Source organism: Collinsella sp. AM09-41, from assembly GCF_003473245.1.
In the GTDB taxonomy this organism is placed as follows: domain Bacteria; phylum Actinomycetota; class Coriobacteriia; order Coriobacteriales; family Coriobacteriaceae; genus Collinsella.
Genome location: NZ_QRMJ01000004.1, coordinates 195211 through 219313, shown reverse-complemented (window position 1 = coordinate 219313; position 24103 = coordinate 195211). Strand labels below are relative to the sequence as shown.

Annotated in this window: 21 protein-coding genes and 1 tRNA gene; 14 read left to right on the top strand and 8 right to left on the bottom strand. The window is 60.7% G+C overall.

Annotation, left to right across the window (positions count from 1 at the left end):
- The first annotated feature begins 24 nt into the window (after nucleotides 1–24).
- The 6 genes from DW112_RS06710 to DW112_RS06685 all read left to right on the top strand — a co-directional run bounded on the left by DW112_RS06710 (nucleotide 25) and on the right by DW112_RS06685 (nucleotide 4557).
- On the top strand, nucleotides 25–468 hold the full coding sequence (locus DW112_RS06710) for a GatB/YqeY domain-containing protein (RefSeq protein ID WP_117756938.1): 444 nt from the start codon (nucleotides 25–27) through the stop codon (nucleotides 466–468).
- 265 nt (nucleotides 469–733) lie between these two features.
- Complete coding sequence (locus DW112_RS06705; protein WP_055251548.1) at nucleotides 734–1465, top strand: amino acid ABC transporter ATP-binding protein; 732 nt, start codon at nucleotides 734–736, stop codon at nucleotides 1463–1465.
- Between the two features lie 14 nt (nucleotides 1466–1479).
- Nucleotides 1480–2349 carry a transporter substrate-binding domain-containing protein gene (locus DW112_RS06700; protein WP_233545879.1) on the top strand — a complete coding sequence of 290 codons (870 nt, stop codon included), beginning with the start codon at nucleotides 1480–1482 and terminating at the stop codon, nucleotides 2347–2349.
- A gap of 25 nt (nucleotides 2350–2374) precedes the next feature.
- Complete coding sequence (locus DW112_RS06695; protein ID WP_035136546.1) at nucleotides 2375–3121, top strand: amino acid ABC transporter permease; 747 nt, start codon at nucleotides 2375–2377, stop codon at nucleotides 3119–3121.
- Between the two features lie 3 nt (nucleotides 3122–3124).
- Nucleotides 3125–3763, top strand: coding sequence for an amino acid ABC transporter permease (locus DW112_RS06690; RefSeq protein WP_055285379.1), 639 nt, complete (start codon nucleotides 3125–3127; stop codon nucleotides 3761–3763).
- 170 nt (nucleotides 3764–3933) lie between these two features.
- Nucleotides 3934–4557, top strand: coding sequence for an AAA family ATPase (locus DW112_RS06685; RefSeq protein WP_055285378.1), 624 nt, complete (start codon nucleotides 3934–3936; stop codon nucleotides 4555–4557).
- 460 nt (nucleotides 4558–5017) lie between these two features.
- On the opposite strand, the gene gltA is transcribed toward DW112_RS06685, so the two are convergent.
- The 6 genes from gltA to glmU form a co-directional block, all read right to left on the bottom strand.
- Nucleotides 5018–6427: an NADPH-dependent glutamate synthase gene (gene gltA / locus DW112_RS06680; RefSeq protein WP_117734771.1), complete on the bottom strand. Its 1410-nt coding sequence runs from the start codon at nucleotides 6425–6427 to the stop codon at nucleotides 5018–5020.
- On the bottom strand, nucleotides 6418–7257 hold the full coding sequence (locus DW112_RS06675) for a sulfide/dihydroorotate dehydrogenase-like FAD/NAD-binding protein (RefSeq protein ID WP_006235793.1): 840 nt from the start codon (nucleotides 7255–7257) through the stop codon (nucleotides 6418–6420). Before DW112_RS06675 ends, gltA begins: the two co-directional genes overlap by 10 nt.
- A 372-nt stretch (nucleotides 7258–7629) precedes the next feature.
- Nucleotides 7630–8259: an aminoacyl-tRNA hydrolase gene (gene pth / locus DW112_RS06670; protein WP_197032170.1), complete on the bottom strand. Its 630-nt coding sequence runs from the start codon at nucleotides 8257–8259 to the stop codon at nucleotides 7630–7632.
- 351 nt (nucleotides 8260–8610) lie between these two features.
- Complete coding sequence (locus DW112_RS06665) at nucleotides 8611–9627, bottom strand: endonuclease domain-containing protein (protein ID WP_233545878.1); 1017 nt, start codon at nucleotides 9625–9627, stop codon at nucleotides 8611–8613.
- 563 nt (nucleotides 9628–10190) lie between these two features.
- Nucleotides 10191–11177 (bottom strand): ribose-phosphate pyrophosphokinase, encoded by a 987-nt coding sequence (locus DW112_RS06655; protein ID WP_089573682.1) that lies wholly within the window; start codon nucleotides 11175–11177, stop codon nucleotides 10191–10193.
- A gap of 192 nt (nucleotides 11178–11369) precedes the next feature.
- Nucleotides 11370–12782, bottom strand: a complete 1413-nt coding sequence (gene glmU, locus DW112_RS06650) for a bifunctional UDP-N-acetylglucosamine diphosphorylase/glucosamine-1-phosphate N-acetyltransferase GlmU (RefSeq protein WP_117637148.1) — start codon at nucleotides 12780–12782, stop codon at nucleotides 11370–11372.
- Between the two features lie 199 nt (nucleotides 12783–12981).
- Between glmU and DW112_RS06645 the strand changes: the two genes are divergently transcribed.
- Genes DW112_RS06645 through DW112_RS06635 form a run of 3 tightly spaced genes read left to right on the top strand, consistent with a single transcriptional unit; the run spans nucleotide 12982 to nucleotide 16230 of the window.
- Entirely contained in the window at nucleotides 12982–13869 is an 888-nt protein-coding gene (locus tag DW112_RS06645) for an energy-coupling factor transporter transmembrane component T (protein WP_233503128.1), read from the top strand.
- Entirely contained in the window at nucleotides 13869–15512 is a 1644-nt protein-coding gene (locus DW112_RS06640; RefSeq protein ID WP_118065912.1) for an ABC transporter ATP-binding protein, read from the top strand. The genes DW112_RS06645 and DW112_RS06640 overlap by 1 nt, the downstream gene beginning before the upstream one ends.
- Nucleotides 15513–15516: 4 nt before the next feature.
- Nucleotides 15517–16230 (top strand): DUF6580 family putative transport protein, encoded by a 714-nt coding sequence (locus tag DW112_RS06635; protein WP_117637150.1) that lies wholly within the window; start codon nucleotides 15517–15519, stop codon nucleotides 16228–16230.
- Nucleotides 16231–16766: 536 nt separating this feature from the next.
- Here DW112_RS06635 and DW112_RS06630 read toward each other — a convergent pair.
- On the bottom strand, nucleotides 16767–17585 hold the full coding sequence (locus DW112_RS06630; protein ID WP_117637151.1) for an exodeoxyribonuclease III: 819 nt from the start codon (nucleotides 17583–17585) through the stop codon (nucleotides 16767–16769).
- Nucleotides 17586–17699: 114 nt separating this feature from the next.
- Between DW112_RS06630 and DW112_RS06625 the strand changes: the two genes are divergently transcribed.
- The 4 genes from DW112_RS06625 (at nucleotide 17700) to DW112_RS06610 (ending at nucleotide 22430) form a co-directional block, all read left to right on the top strand.
- Complete coding sequence (locus tag DW112_RS06625; protein WP_117637152.1) at nucleotides 17700–18452, top strand: NAD-dependent protein deacylase; 753 nt, start codon at nucleotides 17700–17702, stop codon at nucleotides 18450–18452.
- Between the two features lie 94 nt (nucleotides 18453–18546).
- Nucleotides 18547–20280 carry a 2-amino-4-hydroxy-6-hydroxymethyldihydropteridine diphosphokinase gene (gene folK, locus DW112_RS06620; protein WP_117640976.1) on the top strand — a complete coding sequence of 578 codons (1734 nt, stop codon included), beginning with the start codon at nucleotides 18547–18549 and terminating at the stop codon, nucleotides 20278–20280.
- Entirely contained in the window at nucleotides 20281–20982 is a 702-nt protein-coding gene (locus tag DW112_RS06615) for a hypothetical protein (protein WP_117637154.1), read from the top strand.
- A 251-nt stretch (nucleotides 20983–21233) separates the two neighbouring features.
- Nucleotides 21234–22430, top strand: coding sequence for an ATP-binding protein (locus tag DW112_RS06610; RefSeq protein ID WP_117637155.1), 1197 nt, complete (start codon nucleotides 21234–21236; stop codon nucleotides 22428–22430).
- Nucleotides 22431–22515: 85 nt separating this feature from the next.
- On the opposite strand, the gene DW112_RS06605 is transcribed toward DW112_RS06610, so the two are convergent.
- On the bottom strand, nucleotides 22516–23289 hold the full coding sequence (locus DW112_RS06605; RefSeq protein WP_117637156.1) for a type III pantothenate kinase: 774 nt from the start codon (nucleotides 23287–23289) through the stop codon (nucleotides 22516–22518).
- A 196-nt stretch (nucleotides 23290–23485) separates the two neighbouring features.
- Here DW112_RS06605 and DW112_RS06600 point away from each other — a divergent pair.
- Nucleotides 23486–23562 (top strand) — tRNA-Met (locus DW112_RS06600).
- Nucleotides 23563–24103: the final 541 nt, after the last annotated feature.

Genomic DNA, 24103 nt, shown 5'->3' with positions numbered 1-24103 from the left:
CACGCTATTGAGGAGGATTTGCAGATGACCAACGAAGAGCTGCAGAAGGAAATGATCGCGGCCATGAAGGCTAAGGACAAGGTTCGCCTGTCCATCATTCGCCAGGTCAAGGCCGAGGTGAAGAATATCGAGGTCAACGAGCGCCGCGATGTGACCGAGGAAGACGTCAACAGCATGATCAAGCGTCTGATTAAGCAGACGAGCGAGACGCTGGAGATGTCCATCAAGGCCGGCACCGACCAAGAGCGTACCGATAACCTGAGCGAGCAGGTCAAGATTCTGGAGAGCCTGCTGCCCGCGCAGGTTTCGGGCGAGGAGCTCGAGGCTCTGATCGAGCAGGTTATTGCCGAGCTGGGCGCCACGTCCAAGAAGCAGATGGGCCAGGTCATGGGCGCTCTGGGCAAGGCCACCGGTGGCAACTTCGACAAGCCGGCAGCAGCAAAGATCGTTGGCGCGAAATTGGCGTAAGTGCCGGCCGACACATAGTTGATGTTGAGGGGGGCGTGACCATTGCGGTCGCGCCCCTTTTTTGATGGCAGCTGAAGGGCACTCATTGGGGACAGACTTAAATGAGTGCCCGCTCATTGGGTGCTCATTTAAGTCTGTCCCCAATGAGTGCCTAATGAGTGGGTGGAAGATTGCGGGTTCTTTACGGGAATGTAGTGTGGGCTGCGGAAACGTGGTTCTTTCCGTACAATAGTTCAACTCGTGTAAACGCAGGGAAGGGACATTCATGGCAGACATGATCGAGATCAAGCATCTCAACAAGTACTTTGGCGACCTGCATGTGCTCAAAGATATCAACCTCACCGTCAAGCGCGGCGAGAAGCTCGTAATGATCGGGCCTTCCGGCTCGGGTAAGTCGACGCTCATCCGTTGCGTCGATTATCTGGAGGAGCCCACGTCGGGCGAGGTCATCATCGACGGTACGCCGCTTACCAAAAAGAACCACCTGGAGATGGCTCGCAAGTATAGTTCCATGGTGTTTCAGCAGTTCAACCTGTATCCCAACATGACGGTGCTCGGCAACCTGACGCTCGCGCCCATCAAGCTGCAAAAGAAGAGCAAGGAGGAGGCGACCGAGATCGCCATCGCCGCACTCAAGCGCGTCGGCATGGCGCATAAGGCCGGCGAGTATCCGCAGAATCTCTCGGGTGGTCAGCAGCAGCGCATCGCCATCGCCCGCGCCCTGTGCACCAAGCAGCCCATCATCCTGTTTGACGAGCCGACTTCGGCGCTCGACCCCGAGATGGTCCAGGAGGTTCTGGACGTTATGATTGAGCTCGCGCAGGAGGACATCACCATGATCTGCGTGACGCACGAGATGGGCTTTGCGCGCCAGGTGGCCGACCGCGTCATCTTTATGGAGGACGGCCGCATTCTGGAGGAGGGCACGCCCGAGCACTTCTTCGATAACCCCGAGAACCCGCGCTGCCGCGAGTTCCTGTCCAAGATTCTGCACTAGGCGCGGTGATGGACATGACGGATATGACGAGGGCGGCCGTGTCGCGCCGTCACTTTTTGCAGCTGGCGGGTGCCGGCATGCTTGCGCTGACGGGGACCGCGCTTACCGGTTGCGGCAACTCCACCAGCGGCGAGGGCTCCGACAAGGGGTCCAAGCTTGCGGCCATTAAGTCGCGTGGACATCTGAATGCCGGCGTCAAGAAGGACGTTCCCGGCTATGGCTATTACGACACCGCCAAGGGCCGCTTTGAGGGCATGGAAGTCGATTTGTGCTACCAGATCGCCGCTGCCGTCTTTGGCGTGAGCTACAAGGAGGCCCGCGCCCAGGAGCTTGTCGAGTTTACCGACGTAACGCCCAAGACGCGCGGCCCGCTGATCGATAACGGCCAACTCGACGTGGTCGCGGCGACCTACACCATCACCGACGAGCGCAAGAAGAGCTGGGATTTCTCGACGCCGTACCGCACCGACTACGTTGGACTCATGGTCAAGAAGCGTTCGGGCTTTACCTCGATTGAGAACTTGGACGGCAAGGTCATTGGTGTGAGCCAGGGTGCCACCACGCAGGGCCTGATCGAGCAGATGATCAAGGACAACGGCTTTAGCTGCAAGCCCGAGTTTAGGGCCTTTAGCGGCTACCCCATCATCAAGAGCTCGCTCGACGCCGGCAATATCGACGTCTTTGCCATGGATCGCTCCACGCTGGCCGGTTACATGAACGAGACCGTTGAGCTGCTGCAGCCCGAGGTCAAGTTTGGCGAGCAGGGCTACGGCGTGGCGACCAAGAAGGGCTGCGACCTTTCGGCCGTGGTCGATCAGGTGATTTGCGATCGCCTGGCCGATGGCTGGCTCGACCAAGAGGTCAAGACCTGGGGTCTTGTATAGGCGCATCGTCCAAGGAAGGAATCAAATGCTCGAAGGATTATTTGACGCCGACCGTTGGTCGACGACATTTCAAAACATGGGGCCCTTCTGGGAGGGCTTTGGCGTGACGCTACAGGTGGTCGTTGCCGGTCTGCTGCTGTCGCTGGTGCTGGGCACGCTGCTGGGTGTGTTCTCTACCACCCGTTCGCGCGTGCTGCGCGCCATAAGCCGCGTGTACGTGGAGTTTTACCAGAACACCCCGTTGCCCGTGCAGGTGCTCTTTATGTACATGGCTGGTCCGCAGTTTTTGCAGGCCATAACCGGTGCCGACCAGCCGGTGCGCATCGCGCCGTTCGTGCTGGGCTTCTTGGGCGTGGGCCTGTATCACGCGGCCTACATCTCGGAGGTTATCCGCACCGGTATCGAGGCGGTTCCGCGCGGTCAGATGGAGGCGGCGCAGAGCCAGGGCTTCACCCGTGCGCAGGCGTACTGGTACATCGTGCTGCCCCAGACATTCAAGATCATTCTGCCGCCGCTGTGTAACCAGGCACTCAACCTAGTCAAGAACACGTCGGTGCTGGCGCTTGTGGCCGGCGGCGACCTTATGTACCGTTCAGACAACTTTGTGAGCCTGTACGGTTACCTGCAGGGATACATCGTCTGCTGCCTTATGTACTTCATCATCTGCTTTCCGCTCGCCATGCTGGTGCAGTGGCTCGAGCGCCGCTCCAAGGAGCGTCCGCGCGGCGTGAGCCTCGCCGAGCTGGGGCTCGACAACGTAGAGGAGGCCTAGCGCATGGAAATCTTCAACGCGACCAACCTGCTCTACATTTGGGGCGGCTTTGTTAAGACGATCGAGATCTCGGCGCTGTCGATTTTTTTCTCGCTCATCTTTGGCACGGTGCTGGCGCTCGTTAAAAGCTATGCGCCCCGCCCGTTTCGTATTTTGGTGAGTGCCTACATCGAGCTGTTCCGTTGCACGCCGAACCTGCTGTGGATCCTGTTTATCTACTTTACGGTGCAGGGTTTGGACATTGTGATTTCGACCATCGCCTTTACGCTGTTTACCAGCGCTGTTATGGCCGAGATTGTGCGCGGCGGCCTCAACTCGATTCCGCGCGGCCAGTTTGAGGCAGCGCAGAGCCAGGGCTTTGGCTTCTTTGCCACCATGCGCTACATCATTCTGCCGCAGACATTTAAGACGATCATTCCGGCGCTGTTTAGCCAGTGCACGACCGTCATCAAGGACAGCTCGTATCTTTCGGGCATTAACGTGGCCGAGCTCATGTACACGGCAAACGTCGTGATGGCCCACGCGATCGACCTGTCGCAGGTGCTTATGCTCTACGGCCTGGTGTTTGCGATGTACTTCGTGCTCAACTTTGGTATCTCGCTGCTGGTGAGGGCATATCAACGCCGCATCGTGGCCGCATAGTCCTGCTTCCCCAAGCACGGCACCTTGCCCCTCAATCGTCGCTTGCGTACATTTAGTACGCGGCGCTCCTCTTTCGGGGCAATCTGCCGCACTTGGGAAACCAGGACGGTCGTAAGTGACAAAATGGGAATCAGGAATTGCCTTTTCTCATTTGTTAGAAAGGAATCGCGATGAGCGATCTGGAGAACAAGAAGAATCCTGTGGTCATTACCATCGCGCGCGACTTTGGCGCCGAGGGCCACGAGATTGGCCGCATGCTTGCCGACGAGTTGGGGATTCCGCTGTACGATAACGAGCTGCTGGTACGTGCGTCGCTGCGCGCGGGCGAGTCGCTCGACAAGATGGCCGCCTACGACGAGCGTCTGGCCGTGGAGAACATGGCGTTCCTGCCCGACCGCTACGACGCGCGTTCGTACTCGGACAAGTTGTTCCAGAAGATGAGCCAGGTGATTTTGGACCTGGGCGAGACCGAGAGCTGCATTATCGAAGGCCGCCTGTCCGATTACCTGCTGCGTAACAACCCCAACCACATTGCCGTGTTGGTGACCGCTCCTTTTGAGGACCGCGTCGAGATTGTGCGCAAGAAGCGTGGCCTTAATAAAAAGAAGGGCGCCAAGCTGGTCAAGCAGCAGCAGAAGGCGCGCGAGGCGTTCTATAAGCGCTACAGTGCCGGAAAGTGGAAGATGACGAGCGGTAAGGACATCGTCGTCAACCGCGCCAAGCTGGGCCGCGAGGGCTGCAAAGACGTTATCGCCGCTGCCTACCGCTACAAAGTAGCGCAGCTCGAAGACTAACCGACCAAAACCACCACAAAGGGGACAGGCACCTTTGTGGTGGTTTTTGTTTTAGGCCGAGGGGAAGGCCTTGGCGGCAGTGCCTATCCTCGGCTTTTGCATAGTCTCGATCTGTAACACCAAGCCAGCGAAAATGGCTCTAACTGTTACAGATTTAGATGAACCGTTCGGCCGTCAGCCCAACGTCTTGATCTGTAACACCAGGCGGCATATTTGGTCTCTAACTGTTACAGATTGAGATGCGGCGTGGGCGGCCGGCACAATATCTCGATCTGTAACAACTGCAGGGCTCAACGGACTCCAACTGTTACAGATTGAGACAAAACGATCAGGCAAGTCCAAAACCACCACAAAGGTGCCTGTCTCCTTTGTGGTGATCTGGGGTCTGGCATAGAAAAAGTCCCCGCCGGGCGTGTGCTCGACGGGGACTTTGCCGTTTGATGGCTAGCGCTGTGGGTGATTACTCGCCCAGCAGGCTCTTGGTGATGGAAGCGGCGGCCTTCTTGCCGGCGCCCATCGCCAGAATGACCGTAGCGGCACCGGTGACGATGTCGCCGCCGGCCCAGATGCGGGGATCGGTGGTCTGGCCGGTCTCCTCGTCGGCAACGATGTAGCCCCACTTGTTGAGCTCCATCTTGCCGCCGATCTTGGCAGCGAAGGGGTTGGCGTTGGTGCCGATAGCCGAAATAGCGACGTCGCAGGGGATCTCCTCGATGGCGCCCTCGATGGCAACAGGACGACGGCGGCCGGACTCGTCGGGCTCGCCGAGCTCCATCTTCTGGACCTTGACGGCGCACACGGAGCCGTCCTCGCCGGCGACAAACTCGAGCGGGGAGACGAGCGGCAGAACCTCGACGCCCTCGGCCTTAGCATGGTGCAGCTCGGCGCGACGGCAGGGCATCTCGTCCTCGGTACGACGGTAGGCGATAATGGCGTGCTCGGCGCCCAGACGCTTGGCGGTACGGACGGCGTCCATAGCCACGTTGCCACCGCCAAAGACGACGACGTTCTTGCCGTGCTTGGTGGGGGTGTCGTACTCGGGGAACTTGTTGGCCTTCATCAGGTTCACGCGGGTGAGGTACTCGTTGGCGAAGAAGACGTTGGGCAGGTTCTCGCCGGGGACGTTGAGGAACTTGGGCAGACCTGCGCCGGTCGCCACGTAGATGGCGTCGAAGCCCTGCTCGAACAGCTCCTCGGCCGTGGCCATGTTGCCCACGACGGAGTTGTACTCAAACTTGACGCCCATGTCCTCCAGGCCGTCAATCTCGCGCTTGACGACCGCCTTGGGCAGACGGAACTCGGGGATGCCGTAGACCAGCACGCCGCCGCCGGTGAAGAAGGCCTCGAAGACGGTGACGTCAAAGCCGTTGCGGGCGAGCTCGCCGGCGCAGGTGATGCCGGACGGGCCGGAGCCGACGACGGCGACCTTCTTGCCGTTCTTGGGGGCCATCTTGGGCGTGGAGGCGAGCTCGGGGCGGTCACCCAGGAAGCGCTCGAGCTGGCCGATGGCCACGGGCTCGGACTTCTTACCACGGATGCACTTGCCCTCGCACTGGTTCTCCTGCGGGCAGACGCGGCCGCAGATGGCGGGGAGCATGGAGTCCTCGCGGATGGTATCGAGGGCGCCGCCGAAGTCCTTCTCGCGGATCTGCTCGATAAAGCGGGGGATGTTGATGTTGACGGGGCAGCCCTCAACACAGAACGGCTTCTTGCAGTTGAGGCAGCGCTCGGCCTCGGCCAGCGCCATCTCCTCGGTGAAGCCCTTGTCGACGGGGCGGAAGTCGCAGGCGCGCTCGGCGGCCGGCTCCTCGTTATCGGGGGTGCGGGGCGACTTCATATCGGCAACGAAACGACCATTAACTAGTGGCATGCGCAGCTCTTTTCCTCATAGGCCTTGAGGGACTCGCCCTCTTCGGAACGGTAAGCGGCCTGGCGGGCACGAAGGTCATCCCAGTCGACCAGGGTGGCATCGAAGTCGGGGCCGTCGACGCAAGCAAACTTGGTCACGCCGCCCACCTCGACGCGGCAGCAGCCGCACATGCCGGTGCCGTCAACCATGATGGGGTTGAGCGACGCGGTGATGGGGGTGTCGTACTTCTGGGCGGTGAGGGTCGAGAACTTCATCATCGGAACGGGGCCGACGCAGAAGACCTGGCTCACGGCCTTGTCCTGCAGCAGGCGCTCCAGCGGAGCGGTGACAACGCCCTGCTCGCCGTAGGAGCCGTCGTCAGTGGTGATGTGGATGTGGTCCTCGTCGAGGAGCTCGCGGAACTGGTCCTCCATGAGCAGGAGGTCCTTGGTGCGGGCGCCCATGATGGCATGCACCTCGTGGCCGGTCTCGACCAGGTGCTTGGCGACCGGGAAGGCAATTGCCAGGCCGACGCCGCCGCCAATGACGGCGCAGGGGCCCTCGGCCATCTCGGTGGGAACGCCCAGCGGGCCCACGACGTCGCGCAGTGACTCGCCGGCCTCATAGGTGGAAAGCATCTCGGTGGTCTTGCCGATCACCATGAAGATGAACTCGACCCAGCCCTCGTCACCGTTCCAACCGGCCAGGGTAAACGGGACACGCTCGCCCGTCTCGTTGGCGCGAACCATGAGGAACTGTCCAGCGTGCGCATGCTTGGCGATTGCGGGCGCCTCGATGCGGAACTTGAACACCTTCTCCGAGAACTGCGTCTTCTCCAGGATCTTATACATAGAACCCCTCTCTTGTTAGGGCCGCCGAACCGTGCCTCCACGGAAATGGACGGTAGCCCGAGTAAAACCGTACGCGCACAGGCGTTGTGCAGACATACGGTGCAAATTATACCCTCATGGACATGCTGTTTACGTGTGTCTTCGGCGGTTGGGAAAAGGGTTTATCCACTTCGACCTACCAAATAGGGATAGGTTTATTTTGGTCGGTTTTATCAGGCAAAACGGCAAAGGGGGCCGGCCTCGGGTTGTGATGAGGCCGGCCCCCTTTGGGGTGTTATGCGTGTATGGCGGCGCGGGGTTTATTGCGATGCGGCCACCGGGGCGTTTCCGCAGATAAAACCTGCCAAAATAAACATCCCTAAACGGTAGGTTTTAGTGCTTGCCGTTGGCGGAGGCGGCGCCGTTGACGTGGTCGCGGGCGTAGATTACGCCGTGCACGATGGCCAGACCGGCGGCGTCGGCGGCGCGGGCGCAGGTGTCCTGGAAGGCCTCGGCCTCGCGGGCGCGCAGCTGCTTGAGCACATAGTCTGCCACGGCCATCTTGCCGGGAGGGTTGCCGATGCCGGTGCGGATACGGCTAAAGTCGCGGCTGCCCATCTTGTCGATGATGGAGCGCAGGCCGTTGTGGCCGGCGTGGCCACCGCCCACCTTGACGCGCACGTCACCGGCGGGGATGTCGAGCTCGTCGTGGATGACGAGCAGCTCCTCGGCCTTGATCTTGTACTCGCGGCAGAGCTTGGAGATGGGGCCACCCGAGGTATTCATATACGACTGCGGCTTGACCAGCACGATCTGGCGCTTGCCACCCTCTTCCTCGGGATCGTTGATGTTGATGAGTGCGACCTCGGCGCCGGCCTGGTTTTTCCAGTACGTGACGCCGGCCTGACGGGCCAGCTCGTCAATCGCCTTAAAGCCGGCGTTGTGGCGGGTCTCGGCATATTCCTCGCCCGGGTTGCCAAGCCCGGCAACCATGCGAATCTTAAGCGGCTGTGCAGCTGCCATGTTCATCCTTTCGTTGATTTGTCGCCTGCTATGGTGAGCGACCCTGTTGCCGCTGTCAAATGGAGGGTAATTGAGGGCGTTTGGGGGCGTTTGGACGGCCGTCGAAATCCGAGGTGGACAGTTAGTTCAGATACGTATAAGTTCTGAGGACTCGAATTACTCAATTCAATGCCGATACGTTGTTTTGGAGCTTTAGTTAGTCCATATGGCGCTGTTTTGAAGTCTACCCTGCCTTCAAATAGGGCGAATGGTATAGAGATAGCTGCAAAACAGTCTAATTCAATGCGTCCATTTATACGTATTTGAACTAACTGCCCAGCCCTGCTCGACGGCGCACGGGTGATTCGCCGTTTAGACCGGCGCGAGGCCGGTTCCGGCCCGCAGAGCGTTGAGCCAAGCGGCCTGTCGCTTGCGATAGCCCTTGATACGGTACCGGAATCGGACTCCTGCGAGTCGATGCATCGTTTGGGCGAAGGCTTCGAGTGCAACAAGGTCTTTCATTTGGTCGCGATTGATAACCAGGACGTGGATGCCCATGGCCTTGAGGCCATTATTTCGATTGCCATCGTGGATGCGAGCGTTTTGAAGCTCATGCCCAATTCCGTTGTATTCGTTGTCGACTCCGGCTGCCGGGCAATATAGGTCGCAGATGGCATAGGGGATGCCCGAGGACATGTTGACCGCAAGAGTATCGAAGTCGATTCGATGGTTGAGTTGCAGGCCTCCCATGGGCAGGCTGCAACATCCGAATCCGCCAAAGCGCATGGGCGCTCCGAGAACGGCAAACATTAGGGATTCGGCTGGGGATGCGGATCCAGCCCGGGCGAGTTTGACTGCCGTGCGAAACGAGGCGTATGAGCTACTTTTGGCGAACCGTGCGACCGCCTCGAGCTCTTCGATGGTCGTGGCGGGCTTGCATTTGTAGTGCGCCTGTTCATAGCGGGTTTCGTTCTGTTGTTCGGCCGCTGACTGGTTGCCCAGGCAATCAAGATCGCCCGTCGCTTCGTAGCCATCGCCCTTGGGCCAGATGTCGTCATGGGCAATGGGGTATGTTGCCCCGGGAGGAAGGGAGTAAGTTCCGACCAGTTCCATGAGAAGCATCAAGGTTTTGGCGACTGATTCATTTTTAGAACAAAGCATGGCTGTCATGGCAGGAGACGTTGCGTAGATGTCGGCCTCGACGTGCATAATTGCACCTTCAGGAAGCGGAGCGGAGAGAATATGCTGAAGAAGTCGCTTGTCGGGGCGTCGGTTGCCTTCGTTTGAAACGAGAAGATCGAGCAGCTCGGAATCATCTTCATTCCAGGCGTCGAGTATCGAAAGTGCGCCAAAGTCTATCGCGTCATTATTGGGAATGCAGCTAGCCAAGGCCTGTGCTTGCTGTTCACTATCAATGGAGCTCCAGGGTAGGGCAGAGTACGCCCGTCGTGCGCGACGAATTGCGCGGAGGGCGGAGAAATGTGAAATCACGGTCGTCATAGCTATAACGTACTAAGTTGGCGGCAGAATGCGACCGCCATACCGTTCTTTTCGCTCAGCGGGGTGCTGGGCGCCATGAACGGCCGGGTGTTAGGAAATCGGTGGAATCGGTTGAGGGGATTGCAGGAAATTGAGCTCTGCCGAGAAGGTTGACGATGGCTACTGGACAGTTAGTTCAGATACGTATAAGGCGGCGGGCGTTCGAGGTGTTTCTAAGGGCCTTTGAGGGCGATTTGAGGGTAAATATGCGGAGGTTGTACTCGAAAACGATGAGCTTTGGGCGGCATGGCATCCGCCGGGGAGCTCAGAAGGCTCCGAACGGCCCTTTGGGGCTTTAAAAAAATACGTATCTGAACTAATTGTCCAGGGAAGGTTGGCGAGGGATAGAAAAAGGGTCGGAAGCGAGCTTCCGACCCTTTAAAAGCATCAAAGATGATGCGATGCGCGGCAGACTACAGCGCGAAGTCGCCGCCGACGAGCGTGGAGACGGGCTCCTCGTGGTAAACGGCGGAAATGGCCTGGGCGAACTCCTCGGCGACCGAGATGGTCTTGATCTTGCCGCCGACCTCGACGGGAATGGCGTCGGTGACGACGCACTCGACGATGGGGGCGTCGTTCAGACGCTCGATGGCAGGACCGGAGAAGATGCCGTGGGTGGCGCAGACGTAGATGTCGCCGGCGCCCATAGCCTTGAGCTCCTTGACGTTGGCGCACAGGGTGCCAGCGGTGTCGATCATGTCGTCGTTGATGATGCAGGTCTTGCCCTTGATGTCACCGATGATGCCCATGACCTCGGCGGCGTTGTGGCGCGGACGGCCCTTGTGGGCGATGGCCAGGTCGCAGCCGAGCATGTCGGACAGCTTCTTGGCGGCCTTGGCGCGACCCACGTCGGGGGAGACGACAACCAGGTTGTCGGTGTCGAAGTGCATGTCGTTGTAGTACTGGCCAAACAGCGGCAGTGCGGACAGGTGGTTAACCGGGATATCGAAGAAGCCCTGGATCTGGCCTTGGTGCAGGTCGAGGGTGATGATGCGGTTGACGCCGGCGCGCTCGAGCAGGTTGGCGACGAGGCGGGCGGTGATGGGCTCGCGCGGGCCGGCCTTGCGGTCCTGGCGGGCATAGCCGTAGTGGGTGATAACGGCGGTGATGGAGCGGGCGGATGCGCGCTTGGCAGCGTCGGTGGCGATGAGCAGCTCCATGAGCATGTCGTTGACGTTGCCGCCGGCCACGGACTGAATCAGGAAGACGTCGGCGCCGCGGACGGTCTCGTCGTAGCGGGCGTAAATCTCACCATTGGCGAACTGCTTTAGCGTAAGGCCCGAAAGCTCGACCCCAAGGTACTCAGCAATCTTCTGAGCGAGGGGACGGTTGGAGGAACCGGAATACACGCGGATGGACTTGCGCATATTCTCCGACTTCTCGGGATCATTAATCGGCATTACCCTTCTCCTTTATACATCGAATGCCATATAGATGCCTTGTTGCATTGTAACCGCGCGGCGGGGTTTATCGGGTCCTGATAACGTCTTTACCGCCAACGGACACGAACCGACCACTCATCCGGTTGCGCAGGTCACGATAGAAAAAGGAGCCGCCCCCATGGAGCAGCTCCTTTTGTGCTTGGTAAAACGTTATACCTCGTCGTCCTCGTGCAGGCGGCGGCGGTAATCGGCGGCCCAGCCCTCAATATTTACCTGACGGGCGCGGCCCAGACCGAGCGCGTCTGCCGGGACCGGCTCGGTGATGACGGAGCCAGCGGCCACGAGCGCGCCGTCGCCGATCTGGGCGGGCGCGACCATCATGGTGTCGGAGCCAATGAAGGCGTCCTTGCCGATGACGGTCTTGTGCTTGTGCACGCCATCGTAGTTGCAGGTGATGGAGCCCGCGCCCACGTTGACGCCGGAGCCCATGGTGGTGTCGCCGATGTAGGACAGGTGCGGCACCTTTGAGCCCTCGCCGATCGTGGACTTCTTGATCTCCACGTGCGTGCCGGCCTTGGATCCGTCGAGCATGTGGGTGCCCGGGCGCAGGTAGGCGCGCGGGCCGCAGTCGACGCCGTTCTCGATGACGGCCTCGATGGCGATGGTCTCGTCGATGACGCAGCCGCTGCCGACGGTGGTGTCGGTGAGGCGGCTGTTGGGGCCGAGCTGGCACTCCTCGCCCACGGTGACGTGGCCGATCAGGTGCGTCTGCGGCCACACGACGGTATCGCGGCCGATAACGGCATCGGGGCCGATCCAGGCCTGCGTGGGGTCGATGAAGGTAACGCCCTCGGCCATCCAGTGCTCGTTGATGCGGTCGCGCGCGATGGCGGTGAGCTGTGCGAGCTGGATGCGGCTGTTGACGCCCAGGCCGTCGCGGTAGTCGTCGCAGTGGAAGATGGAGACAGCCTGGCCGTGGCCCTTGAGGATCTCGAGCATGTCGGGCAGATAGTACTCGGACTGCGCGTTGTCGTTGCCGATCTCGTTAATGTGGGCGGCGAGCTGCGCGCCGTCAAAGGCGTAGCAGCCGGCGTTGCACTCCAGCAGCGTGGCGGCCTGCTCGGGCGTGCAGTCCTTCTGCTCGATGATGCGCTCGATCTGACCATCGGCGCCCAGCTTGATGCGGCCGTAGCCGAAAGGATCGGGCGGGGTCATGGTCATGACGGTGCAGGCGAGCTCGCCGGTGGCGACGGTTTGCGCGAACTTGGCGACGGTGTCGGCGGTGATGAGCGGCAGGTCGCCGTTGAGCACCACGACGGGGCCTTGCGTGATGCCACAGGCCTCGAGTGCGACCTTCACGGCGTGACCGGTGCCCAGACGCTCGGTCTGCTCGACGCACTCGACCTTGGTGGCGCTGTTGGCGTAGGCGCCGTCGATGAGGGCGCGCATCTCGTCGGCGTGGCTGCCGATGACAACCACGACGCGGCTGCAGCCGGCCTTGATGGTAGCGTCGACGATCCACTGGACCATGGGCTTACCCAGGATCTTGTGCGAAACCTTGCAGTGGTTCGACTTCATGCGGGTGCCCTCGCCGGCAGCGAGGATAATTGCGGTTGCGTCCATGTGATCTCCTGTTACGTTATAGAGACGTGTGTTTGGAAACGATACACGGCGCAATATGATACCGCAGGCATATGACGAGCGCGTAACGATTGGTTTGCGGCGGTTGAGGCTTGCGCCGCCGGCGTGGCGTTTGCACTGCTTGCGTGCGGCGTTGGCGGTGCTGCGGAGCTGTTGTTTGAGCGAGGGGACGGGGGTGCCCGTGGACAACATACGAGAGGAGTTTGGCGGCGAGCCCGTCGCGGCATTCTCGATGTCGCATCCGGCTGTGCCGGCACTCTATATAGTGCTGACGCTGGGGCTCACTATGTTCTCGATGCAGCCGGTACTGATTGCGCTGTCACTTGCGGGCGGGCTGGCGTATGGATTTGCGGCGCGTGGGGCTGCCCGCACGCTGGGCGCGCTCCGCTGGCAGCTGCCGGTGATTTTGATCGTCGCGGTGCTCAATCCGCTGTTTAGCGCCTCGGGCTCGACGGAGCTGTTCCGTATTGGCATGCGCGCGGTGTATCTGGAGAGCATGGTATACGGCCTGTGCATGGGCGGGCTGTTTGTGGCGAGCGTGCTGTGGTTTGAGGCCGCGGCGTCGATGCTCGAATACGACAAGGTGCTCGCGCTGCTGGGCAATGCCGCACCGGTGATTGCGCTCATGATCTCGATGTGCATGCGGCTTATCCCGCAGTTTTTGCGCCGCGGCCGCACGGTACTGGCGGTGCAAGATGCGATTGACGTGCCGGGCCGCGCGCCGGCCGACCCCGTGCGCTCGCGCCTGCGGGCGTCGAGCGTGTTGATGGGCTGGGGCATGGAAGATTCGCTGGAGCGTGCGGACGCGATGCGCTCGCGCGGGTGGGGTGCCGCGACGCGTCGTACGACGTATGCGCGGTATCGACTGGGGCGCAGCGACGTTGCCGCGCTGGCCGGGCTCGCACTGTTTGGTGCTGCCGCGGTGGCAGTGGCGTGGACCGCGACGACGCAGTATTCGTTTTATCCGCAGCTCTCGGTGCCGGCGCCGTGGCCGGGCTATGTCGTGTACGCTGCCTGGATGGTGCTGCCTTGCGCGTTTCATGCGATTGATGAGAAGAGGTTTGGCTGATGGCTCGGTTTGATAGGAGCTCGGCGGCGGGTGTGGCATATGGCTCGGCCGCGCCGGCGATTGAGGTGCGAGGCCTTAGTTTTGCCTATCCCGGGGCCGAGGCACCGGTGCTCGAGGGACTTGATTGGCGTGTTTCCCAAGGTGCGTTTGCGCTGCTTGTTGGCGGTACCGGGTCGGGCAAATCGACGCTGCTGTCGCTGCTCAAGCCCGAGATCGCTCCGGCGGGTACGCGCTCCGGCGAGCTGCGCGTGCTGGGCGAGCCCGTCGCCGACATGGACGTGCGGGCATCGGCGGAGCGCGTGGGTTATGTGTTCCAGGATCCCGAGAACCAGATCGTGTGCGAAACCGTGTGGCACGAGATGGCGTTTGGCCTAGAGAATCTGGGTGTGTCGCGCGACGAGATGCGCCGTCGCGTAGCTGAGACCAGCTATTTCTTTGGACTGGAAGATTGGCTTCACCGCGATACCGATGCGCTTTCGGGCGGACGCAAGCAGCTGCTGTCGTTGGCGGCCGTGCTGGCCTTGCGCCCGCGCGTGCTGCTGCTCGACGAGCCCACGTCCCAGCTCGATCCTGTTGCCGAGAAAAATTTTCTGCACGCGCTGTTTCGCGTGAACCGCGAGTTGGGTTGCACGGTTGTTGTGGCAACGCACCAGCCGCGCCCGATGCTCGAATACGCGACGTGTGCGTACCGGATTGAGGACGGTCGCGTGCGCGAGGTGGCGGATATGGCTTCTTTGGGACGCCGAGAATCGCTGTTTTCCGACGACATGTTGGGGTGGGGTGCCGTCCGATGTGCAAAAAACGGAGTATTCAGCAGGCGTGAGGACAATTTGGGCTCTCTGGAGCCGCCCGGGGACGTATCGAGCGCGAAAAAAAGTTCGAAATTGGACAAATCGTCCGAATTTGTGGCGCAAACGTCGCTCGAGAACGGCTCGGAAGCCTTCCCGCGCACGGATGGGAGCAGAATACTCCAAAAAATGTACGGCGGGTCGGCTACCACCCTGGCAGGGAGCTGGTTTCGCTACGATCGCGCGGGCGGTTGGGTGCTGCGCGGGCTCGACGTGGCGTTTTCGGCCGGTGCGGTGCATGCGATCGTGGGCGGCAACGGATGCGGTAAGTCGACGATGCTTTCGGTGCTGGCCAAGACTGCCAAGCTGCAACGTGGTCGTATGGTGCGCGGGGCGGCCTCGGCTGCGCTGCTGCCGCAGAACCCCAAGGCCCTGCTGGTTGCCGAGACGGTGCGCGACGAGCTGATGGAATGGGCTTCGGCCTGCGGGTACGACGAGGCTATGGCGCGGGAGCGCGCGGCGAGTCTGGGGCTCGCGGACTTGGGGGAGCGCCACCCCTATGACCTTTCGGGCGGACAGCGTCAGCTGCTTGCGTTGGCAAAGCTGCTGTTGATCGGCCCCGAACTGCTATTGCTCGATGAGCCCACCAAGGGTTTGGACCTGGCCAGCCGCCGCATCATCGCCCGCGCCCTGCGCGACCATGCGCAGGCTGGCGGCACCGTCGTCATGGCGACGCACGACCTAGACTTTGCCGAGCAGGTTGCCGATGACATTTCCATGATGTTTGATGGCGAGATCGCCTGCATGGAGCCGCCGACCGACTTCTTTGCCGACAACGTGTTTTATAGGGCGTGATGGGATGACGGATTATCGCGTCGCGCGCCTGCTCGCAAAACTGGAGATACCGCTGCTGCTGGCGGTGCCAGCCGTGATGGCTGCGGCGTTGCTGGCGGGCGTTGAACAGGCGGCGCTTGCCATGCTTGTCGTGGTGGCGCTGGTGCTCGCGCTGTTCTTTGCGGGCTACGAGGCGTCGCGCCCGGGCTTACGCCAGATTGTGCCAACGCTGGTTCTGGCGGCGTTGGCTGCGGCGGGGCGCATTCTGTTTGGCCCCATTCCCGACTTTAAACCGGTGAGCGCCATCGCCATTATCGCGGGGGCGACGCTTGGTTGCCGCAATGGTTTTATGGTTGGCGCGCTGGCGGCGCTGACCAGCAATTTCTTTTTTGGACAGGGCATGTGGACGCCGTGGCAGATGTATGCCTGGGGGCTCGTGGGATACGTTGGCGGTGCGTTGGCGCATGCCGGCGCTTTTGATCGCGCCGATGGCACCGTGCGTATGCCGGCGCTGTTGATCTACGGCTTTGCTTCGGGTTTGCTGTACGGCGTTGTGATCAACGCGTATGACATCATTGGGTTTGTACAGCCGCTCACGTGGGCGGGTGCCATGGCGCGTCTTGCCACCGCCGTACCGTTCGATATCACGCACGGCCTTGCGACCTGCGTGTTTTTGGTCGCCCTGTACAAGCCTTGGTGTCGCCGCATCAACCGAGTCGTCGTGAAATACGGGCTGTAGGGTTGGTTACGCCGGGGCGGGAATCAATACTGCCGAAGTGCCATTTCAAAACTATGCCGGTTTACGGGGCTAGATTAGCGCGGGCCGACCATACCAGCATTTTTCGAAATAGGGCACACCGTCTACCTGCGATTTTATTATCTCGGAATTGCGTATGGTTAGGGGTTCGCGATTCAGCCCCGTAAACCGGCAAAGTTTTGGAATGGCCGGCTGATATGACGGGCATCGTGGCCCTCAGAGAGCCAAATTGATCCATTTTCTTCCGTCCCCAGATGTCCCCAGGGAATCAGTTGACGGCGCTTGCCACGAAACTGGCCCATCTACTACGTTTAGCTTGATGCCCCCGACAATGTTCGCGTTTTATGAAAAACCGCAGGCTTTCTACCTGCGGTTTTCTTTTGGCGTTGTTCGCTGTGGTTGAGGGTGGTGGCTTAAACGTAGTAGATGGGCGTGTTTCGTGGCGGATGGGTCACACGGATACCCTCACGAGGCCCAAAATGATCCGTTTTCCTCCGTCCCCAGGGGATCAGTTGGGGCTAGAGCTCTAGCGTGAGGGTGACGGGGCAGTGGTCGCTGCCAAAGATGTCGCTGCGGATGCCGGTGTCGCGTACGTTGTCGGCGATTGCGTCGCTTACCAGGAAGTAGTCGATGCGCCAGCCTGCGTTGTTCTTGCGGGCATTAAAGCGATAGCTCCACCAGCTGTAGACGCCCTCGACGTCGGGGTTTGCCGTGCGCCAGGTATCGGTAAAGCCGGCGTTGAGCAGCTCGGTAAACTTGCCGCGTTCTTCGTCCGAAAAGCCGGCGTTGCCGCGGTTGGACTTGGGGTTCTTAAGGTCGATTTCCTCGTGCGCCACGTTAAAGTCGCCGCAGGTCACGACGGGTTTGCCGGTCTCGCGCTCGAGTGCGTTCAAAAAGCCGCGGTAGGCATCGTCCCAGGCCATGCGCACATCGATGCGCGCGAGCTCATTTTGGGCGTTGGGCGTATAGACGTCGACAAACCAGAATTTGTCGAACTCCAGCGCGCAGACGCGGCCCTCGGTCGCGGCTTGGGCAACGAGCTCGGCAGCCTCGCCTTCGTCGGCGTAGGGTAGCAGCGCGTCGGCGTGCAGCACGCGCAGCGGTTCCTGGCGGCTAAAGACCGCAGTGCCCGAATAGCCTTTACGCTCGGCGTAGCTCCAGGTTTGGTGATAGCCGGGCAGGTCAATATCGACCTGGCCTTCTTGCAGCTTGGTCTCTTGCAGCGCCAGGATATCGACGTCGAGTTCTTGCGCGATCTGGATAAAGCTCGGGTCCTTTTTGAGCACGGCGCGCAGGCCGTTGACGTTCCACGAGGCGAAAGTGTAAGTCTGAGGCATGGTGTCCTTTCGACGGGGTTGGCAGGCTTAAGATTAGCGCAACAGGGGCGGGGCGGGCCCCGCGGACGACGGCGCAATCGCAGTCGCCCCGATCAACAAGGACGGAGGGCTCATATGACGCAGGCAATATCGGATCCCAAGCAGGCCTCCGCCGCGCTGGCGGAGCTTTTTGATACCCACAAGCGCGTGGTCTTCTTTGGCGGCGCGGGTGTTTCCACGGCAAGCGGCATTCCCGATTTTCGCAGCGTGGACGGCCTGTATCACCAGCAGTTTGCCTATCCGCCCGAGACCATGCTGTCGCACAGCTTTTACGAGACACATCCGGCGGAGTTCTTCGACTTTTACCGAACCAAGATGATCGCGCTTAACGCTAAGCCCAACCGCTGCCACACCAAGCTGGCCGAGCTGGAGCGCGTCGGCAAGCTTGATGCCGTGGTGACGCAAAACATCGACGGCTTGCATCAGATGGCGGGCTCGCAGCGCGTGTTTGAGTTGCACGGATCGGTCCATCGCAACATTTGCCAGTCGTGCGGAGCGGTCTATAGCGCCGAGTGGATTTGCTCGCGCGAGCACGAGGACGCCGCGGGCGTGCCCGTGTGCCCCGCGTGCGGTGGTCGCATCAAGCCCGATGTGGTGCTATACGAAGAGCCGCTCGACGAGCATGTGCTGACCGGCGCCGTTGCCGCCATCGCCGCGGCCGATGCCCTCATTGTGGGCGGGACCTCGCTCGTGGTGTATCCGGCGGCGGGCCTTACGCGCTACTTTACCGGCGATACGCTGGCCATTTGCAATCTTGCTCCCACCGATCAAGATGCAAATGCCGACCTGCTGATTTCTTGCGACATCGCGGCCGCGTTTGCGTTCTAGCCCGTGTGCGCGGATACAATAGAAAGACTGATTGCAAAGCGACCCCGCCGCCTGCGCCCGAGCGCGGCGGCGCGGGCATTTGAGGAGGATGTTCATGGCGAACGATAGCAAGACATGGCGGTGCGGAAAGTACGAGCTCAGCTTTGACCGTCCGCGCATCATGGGCGTCCTCAACGTGACGCCCGATTCGTTTAGCGACGGCGGGGAGCACTTCGACCCGGATGCCGCAATCGAGTACGGCCTGGCGATACTCGACGCCGGCGCCGACATCATCGACGTGGGCGGCGAGTCCACGCGCCCTGGTTTTACCCCGGTCAACCCCGACGAGGAGGCTCGCCGCGTGCTGCCCGTGGTGCGCGCGCTGGCCAAAGAGGGTGCCATCGTCTCGATTGACACGCGCCACGTGGCGGTTGCCAAGGCGGCCGTGCGCTGCGGCGCCTCTATTGTCAACGACGTGACGGGCTTCACCGACCCCAAGATGGTCGAGTTTGTTAAGACGAGCGCCTGCGGCGTTATCGTGATGCACGCCGGCGAGGTCGCCGCCCCTGCTCGTACGCACGCGACGGTGCAGCTTGATACCTCGGCTGCGGCGTTTGTTGCCGAGAAGGCACGCGAAGCGGCCGCCGAGGCCGCGCGCGAGGCCGAGAAGCCAGCCCGTCGCCGTCGCGGCAAGTTGCTGGGCGAGTCCAAGGTTGAGACCAAGCTTCCGGGCGGTGTGGTACAGCCCTCGCTGCCGTTTGGCGAATCAGAGCCCACGCCCGAGCCTGTTGCCGAGTCAGAGACGCCGGCTACCGAGCAGGCTGCCCCTGCTGCCGTTGCGCCCGAGGCCGTGCCCGCAGCTACCGAAGTCGCACCAGAGCCCAGCGACCACCTGGCCGCCATGATGCGCCGCAGTGCCCGCCGTGAGGAAGCCTATGTGCCCACCTCGCAGCTCCGCCGCTTTACCCTGCCCGATTCGGCGCCCATCATGCGCCGCGTCATGGGCTTTCTGTCCGACCAGGCCCGCGCGCTCATCCATGCCGGCGTGTCGCGCGACCGCATCTGCATCGATCCCGGTCCGGGCTTTGGCAAGACGGCCAACGAGGATATCGTCATCCAGCGCGAGACCGCTAAGATGGCGTCGCTGGGCTATCCGCTCATGTGCGCCGTGTCGCGCAAGCGCTTTGTGGGCGCCGTCTCGGGCGTGACCGATGCCGCCGCGCGCGATGCCGCCACGTTTGGTGTGTGCCTGGGCGCCATCCAGGCCGGCGCCAACATCGTGCGCGTGCATGACGTTGCGGGCTTTGCGCAGTTCCTGAACGGGTACTGGGCTGTCGCCAAGCCGCAGCCGCGCCGCGCGTTTGTGGCCGTGGGTTCCAACCTGGGGCATCGCTGCGACAACATCCGCGCCGCACGCGACATGATCGCCGAGATTCCACTTACCTGCGTGTCCAACTCCTCCAAGATCTACGAGAGCGAGCCGGCCTACGAGACGCGCCAGGACGCGTTTGCCAACGCCGTCATCGAGATCAAGACCGAGTTGGCGCCGCTGGTGCTGCTCGACGAGCTCATGAAGATCGAGGCCGAGCTGGGCCGCGACCGCTCCAAAAAGGCCAAGGCAAACGGCCCGCGCACCATCGACCTGGACCTGCTGTGGATGGACGGCGAGACCCACGGCGGCAAGAAGCTGCGCCTGCCGCATCCGCTGATCGGCGAGCGCGACTTTGTGCTGGTGCCGCTCGAGGACCTGATGCACGACCCGGCGCGGTTCTTCCGCTACAACGGTGTCGAGGTCAAGGAGCCCGAGGACCGCGTGGGCCATATCGTGGGCGAATTGGGGCGTATGTAGATGATTGAGATGAATGCTGTTGCCGCCGGTACCGAGCTCGACGCGGCGCGTGACGCGGGCCGCGAGGGTGCGTCCGCGGGCCGGTGCGCGTGGAGCGCGGGCGATGCATCGCTGACGTTTTCGCTGGTCGTGCGCCCCGATGTGAACATGCACGCCTTCCACGGTCTGCCGTTTGTGGCCGCAATGGGCATGATGGACGCGCTCGCGGGCACGGCCGCAACGCCGGGCCTGGGGCTTGCCGGCAAGGTGGGCATCCAGTGGCCGAGTGGCATCGTGTGCGGCGCGCCTGCGTTTGAGACGTCGCTCGCGCGCGTCGCCGTCAACGGCGGTGCCGGTGCCGCGGGCATGTTTGCCGCGGTGACGGTGGATATTGAGCGTTCGGCACTGGGTGAGCTTGGTGTGGATATGGCAGATGAGGCGCTGATCGAGGCATTGGCCGCCGCCGTGCTGGTCCGCGTGGACACCTGGGCGGTTGCCGCCAACACACCACAGGGCGCTGCCGGCCCGCTGGCTCCGGTGCTGGGCGAGTACTTTGACATGGTGCCACTGTTGGGTCGTCAGGTCGCGGCGGTGTCGCCCAACGGCTTGCCGCTTGCGGTCGGTGTGTTTGCGGGCCTGGACATCTGGGGCCGCGCGACCATCAAGACCGATGCCGGCGAGCAGGAGTTTCCGCCCGAGGCCGTACGGATTCGCGGACTGTAACGCGAGGTGCCCGCGCTCAAAGATAGCGATGACAACGAAGCCCTCTTCGGCCTGTGCTGGGGAGGGTCTTGTTGTCTGGGGAATGGGTTGTCAGCACCCTATTCCTCAAAACTGAAAATCTTTCGATTTTGAGGAATAGAATTAAGCCAGCTCGGCCTTTAACGAGGTATATTCGTTGCAGAGTCTATTCCTCAAAACTGAATAATTTTCGTTTTTGAGGAATAGCGATAGAAGACCGCAGGGAGGCACCAATGAAACTCATCAATAGAACGTCATATATGGACACGTTGACGAGCCTTATTGGCGTACCGGACATCAAGGTCATAACGGGCATTCGCCGTAGCGGTAAGTCAAAATTGCTCGAGGCCCTCCGCGATTACGTGGAGGCAAATCTGTCCAATTCGAATGTCATCCATATCAATTACAACCTCGACGAGTTCGAGGGCCTGCTCGAATATCATGCCCTGCTCGCCTATGTGAAAGAGCATCGAGTGTCCGACAAGCAAAACTTCCTGCTTATCGACGAGGTTCAGATGTGCGACGGCTTTGAACGCGCGATCAACAGCCTCCATGCATCCGAGCAGTACGACATCTTCATCACCGGATCGAACGCCTTTTTGCTGTCGAGCGATCTGTCGACGCTCTTTACGGGGCGCACGTTCGAGATCGAGGTTTTCCCATTCTCGTTTGAGGAGTATCGCTTTTATAGTGACGAGGGCGAGGTCGATCGCGACTTCGATGAGTACGCGAGAACCGGCGGTATGTCCGGCTCTTACCCTTATCCACTGCAGGAGCAGCGCTACCAATATCTCTCCAATGTCTTCAAAACGCTCATCGTGAGGGATATCGTGCAGCGGCATAACGTGAGAAACGAATCGGCACTGCTGCGCATTGCCGATTACATGATGGACAACGTCTCCAACATAACGTCGGCACGCAACATTACAGATGTTTTGAATGCGGATGGGCTAAAGATTACGAACAAGACGGTCGGCACGTACATGGGGTACCTGTGCGATGCGTTTGCCTTCTATAAAGTTCGTCGGTACGACATTCGCGGCAAAAAATACCTTAAGAGCGGCGAGAAGTATTACCTGGCAGACCACGCGTTCAAATACGCACTGCTTGGTACACGTGATATGGATTGGGGACGCGTATACGAGAACATGGCGGCCATCGAGCTGCTGCGCCGCGGATACGAGGTATACGTCGGTGTGCTCTATAAAAAGGAAATAGACTTTGTAGCAATCAAGCGAAGCGAGAAGCTCTACATTCAGGTGAGCGACGACATCAGCTCGGATAAGACGTTTGAACGCGAGATTTCGCCACTGCTGAGCATTGGCGATGCGTATCCCAAGATGATTCTTGCCCGCACACATCACGAGGCCACGGATCGCGATGGGGTGCAGATCGTGGACCTGGCGAGGTGGTTGTGCGGCGAGGCTTAGCAAAAAATCCTATTCCTCAAAACTGAAAAATTTTCGATTTTGAGGAATAGGATTGGAGGCTGGTTGCTGCGACCTGGCGTTTACTCTATCCCAGCTCCTGCATGCGGCGGTAGATTTCGCAGATGCCCTTGATGGTGAGTTGCCCGTCGACCACGTCGAAGGCATCGGTCGAATCGGCGACAATGCTGGCGAGACCGCCTGTGGCGATAACGGTGGCGTCCTCGCGCCCCAGCTCGCGCTTCATGCGGGCGACCAGGCCCTCGGCCATGGCTGCGGCGCCCGTTACGGCGCCGACTTTGATGCACTCCTCGGTATCGCGGCCGATGACGTGCTCGGGTGCCTCAAGCGGAACGCTGGCGAGCTTGGCGGCTCGGGCGGCGAGCGCGTCCATCGAAATGCGGATGCCCGGCGCAATCGCTCCGCCAATGTAATAGCCGTCCTCGTCGATGACGTCGATATTGGTTGCGGTGCCAAAGTCCACCACGATCGCCGGGGCGCCGTAGAAGGTCTCGGCAGCGACGGCGTTGGCGATGCGGTCGGCACCAACGGCCTGGGGACGCGCCGCCCGCAGCTTGGTCACCGCGGCCGTCTGTGGCCCAATGACGATGGCGTCTGCCGCGATGCGGTCGGCCACGGCGTGCCACTCGCGCGAGAGCTGCGGCACCACGCCGGCAAAGGCAATCGCATCGACCGCGTTGAGCGAGAGGTCGTACATCTTAAAGAAGCCCATCAGGCGCACGTGGATCTCGTCGGCGGTATAGGAGCGGTCGGTGGGCATGCGCCATGACTGCACCAGCTCGTCTCCGTCAAACAGGCCCATGGCCGTCTGCGTGTTTCCCATATCGATAGCGAGCAGCATGTCTACTCCAGGTGTCGGCGTAAAAGGACGCGCACCATTGTATACGCGTCGCCGACGGCGCTCGACTGCGATTCGTTGACGGTGATATGGGCTGAGGAATTTAAATATGAAGGAATTATGCTCTACGAGATTTTCCTTGCCGTTTACCGAACTCCCGCGTAAGATTCTTTCTTGCGCACATGAGGCGCCCAGACATTGCGGGGTGGAGCAGTCTGGTAGCTCGCCGGGCTCATAACCCGGAGGTCGTAGGTTCAAATCCTGCCCCCGCGACCAAGAAATTGCAGCTCGTCGGCCTAGCCGGCGAGCTTTTTTGTTATTCCGGGACCGTATTTTCGGTCCAATTCTCGGCCTCTCAAACAAAATCTCGATCTGTAACATCTAGACCCGATTTGGGCGGCTAGGTGTTACAGATTGAGATGTTGAGTCCCCGCCTGGACGGTTTGTCTAAATCTGTAACATGAGGGACGGATTTTGCCGAGTTGTTGTTACAGATTGAGATTTTCTTGCAGGCGGGTCCCGTTTGTCTTGATTTGTAACATCTGGGGCCCATTTTGCCGAGTAACCGTTACAGATCTAGATCTTTCGGCAGGCTAGATTGGTTTGTCTCGATCTGTAACAGTAAAGGGGCAAAAGTGGGTCCAGATGTTACAGATCTAGATTGTTGAGGATGGGTCGAGAGGAATGTCTCGATCTGTAACATCTAGGGTCGTTTTTGGCCTGTAGATGTTACAGATTGAGATTTTCCGCCGGGACGGTTTCGGTTTGTCTCGATCTGTAACAGTTGCTCGGCAAAATAGGGTCTTACTGTTACAGA

Coding starts and splice junctions, on each gene's coding strand:
- DW112_RS06695 (WP_035136546.1), top strand. CDS start 2,375: ATGCTCGAAGGATTATTTGACGCCGACCGTTGGTCGACGACATTTCAA.
- DW112_RS06615 (WP_117637154.1), top strand. CDS start 20,281: ATGATTGAGATGAATGCTGTTGCCGCCGGTACCGAGCTCGACGCGGCG.
- folK (WP_117640976.1), top strand. CDS start 18,547: ATGGCGAACGATAGCAAGACATGGCGGTGCGGAAAGTACGAGCTCAGC.
- DW112_RS06635 (WP_117637150.1), top strand. CDS start 15,517: ATGACGGATTATCGCGTCGCGCGCCTGCTCGCAAAACTGGAGATACCG.
- DW112_RS06610 (WP_117637155.1), top strand. CDS start 21,234: ATGAAACTCATCAATAGAACGTCATATATGGACACGTTGACGAGCCTT.
- gltA (WP_117734771.1), bottom strand. CDS start 6,427: ATGCCACTAGTTAATGGTCGTTTCGTTGCCGATATGAAGTCGCCCCGC.
- DW112_RS06655 (WP_089573682.1), bottom strand. CDS start 11,177: ATGCCGATTAATGATCCCGAGAAGTCGGAGAATATGCGCAAGTCCATC.
- DW112_RS06675 (WP_006235793.1), bottom strand. CDS start 7,257: ATGTATAAGATCCTGGAGAAGACGCAGTTCTCGGAGAAGGTGTTCAAG.
- pth (WP_197032170.1), bottom strand. CDS start 8,259: ATGGCAGCTGCACAGCCGCTTAAGATTCGCATGGTTGCCGGGCTTGGC.
- DW112_RS06640 (WP_118065912.1), top strand. CDS start 13,869: ATGGCTCGGTTTGATAGGAGCTCGGCGGCGGGTGTGGCATATGGCTCG.
- DW112_RS06685 (WP_055285378.1), top strand. CDS start 3,934: ATGAGCGATCTGGAGAACAAGAAGAATCCTGTGGTCATTACCATCGCG.
- DW112_RS06700 (WP_233545879.1), top strand. CDS start 1,480: ATGACGGATATGACGAGGGCGGCCGTGTCGCGCCGTCACTTTTTGCAG.
- DW112_RS06625 (WP_117637152.1), top strand. CDS start 17,700: ATGACGCAGGCAATATCGGATCCCAAGCAGGCCTCCGCCGCGCTGGCG.
- glmU (WP_117637148.1), bottom strand. CDS start 12,782: ATGGACGCAACCGCAATTATCCTCGCTGCCGGCGAGGGCACCCGCATG.
- DW112_RS06605 (WP_117637156.1), bottom strand. CDS start 23,289: ATGCTGCTCGCTATCGATATGGGAAACACGCAGACGGCCATGGGCCTG.
- DW112_RS06630 (WP_117637151.1), bottom strand. CDS start 17,585: ATGCCTCAGACTTACACTTTCGCCTCGTGGAACGTCAACGGCCTGCGC.
- DW112_RS06690 (WP_055285379.1), top strand. CDS start 3,125: ATGGAAATCTTCAACGCGACCAACCTGCTCTACATTTGGGGCGGCTTT.
- DW112_RS06705 (WP_055251548.1), top strand. CDS start 734: ATGGCAGACATGATCGAGATCAAGCATCTCAACAAGTACTTTGGCGAC.
- DW112_RS06710 (WP_117756938.1), top strand. CDS start 25: ATGACCAACGAAGAGCTGCAGAAGGAAATGATCGCGGCCATGAAGGCT.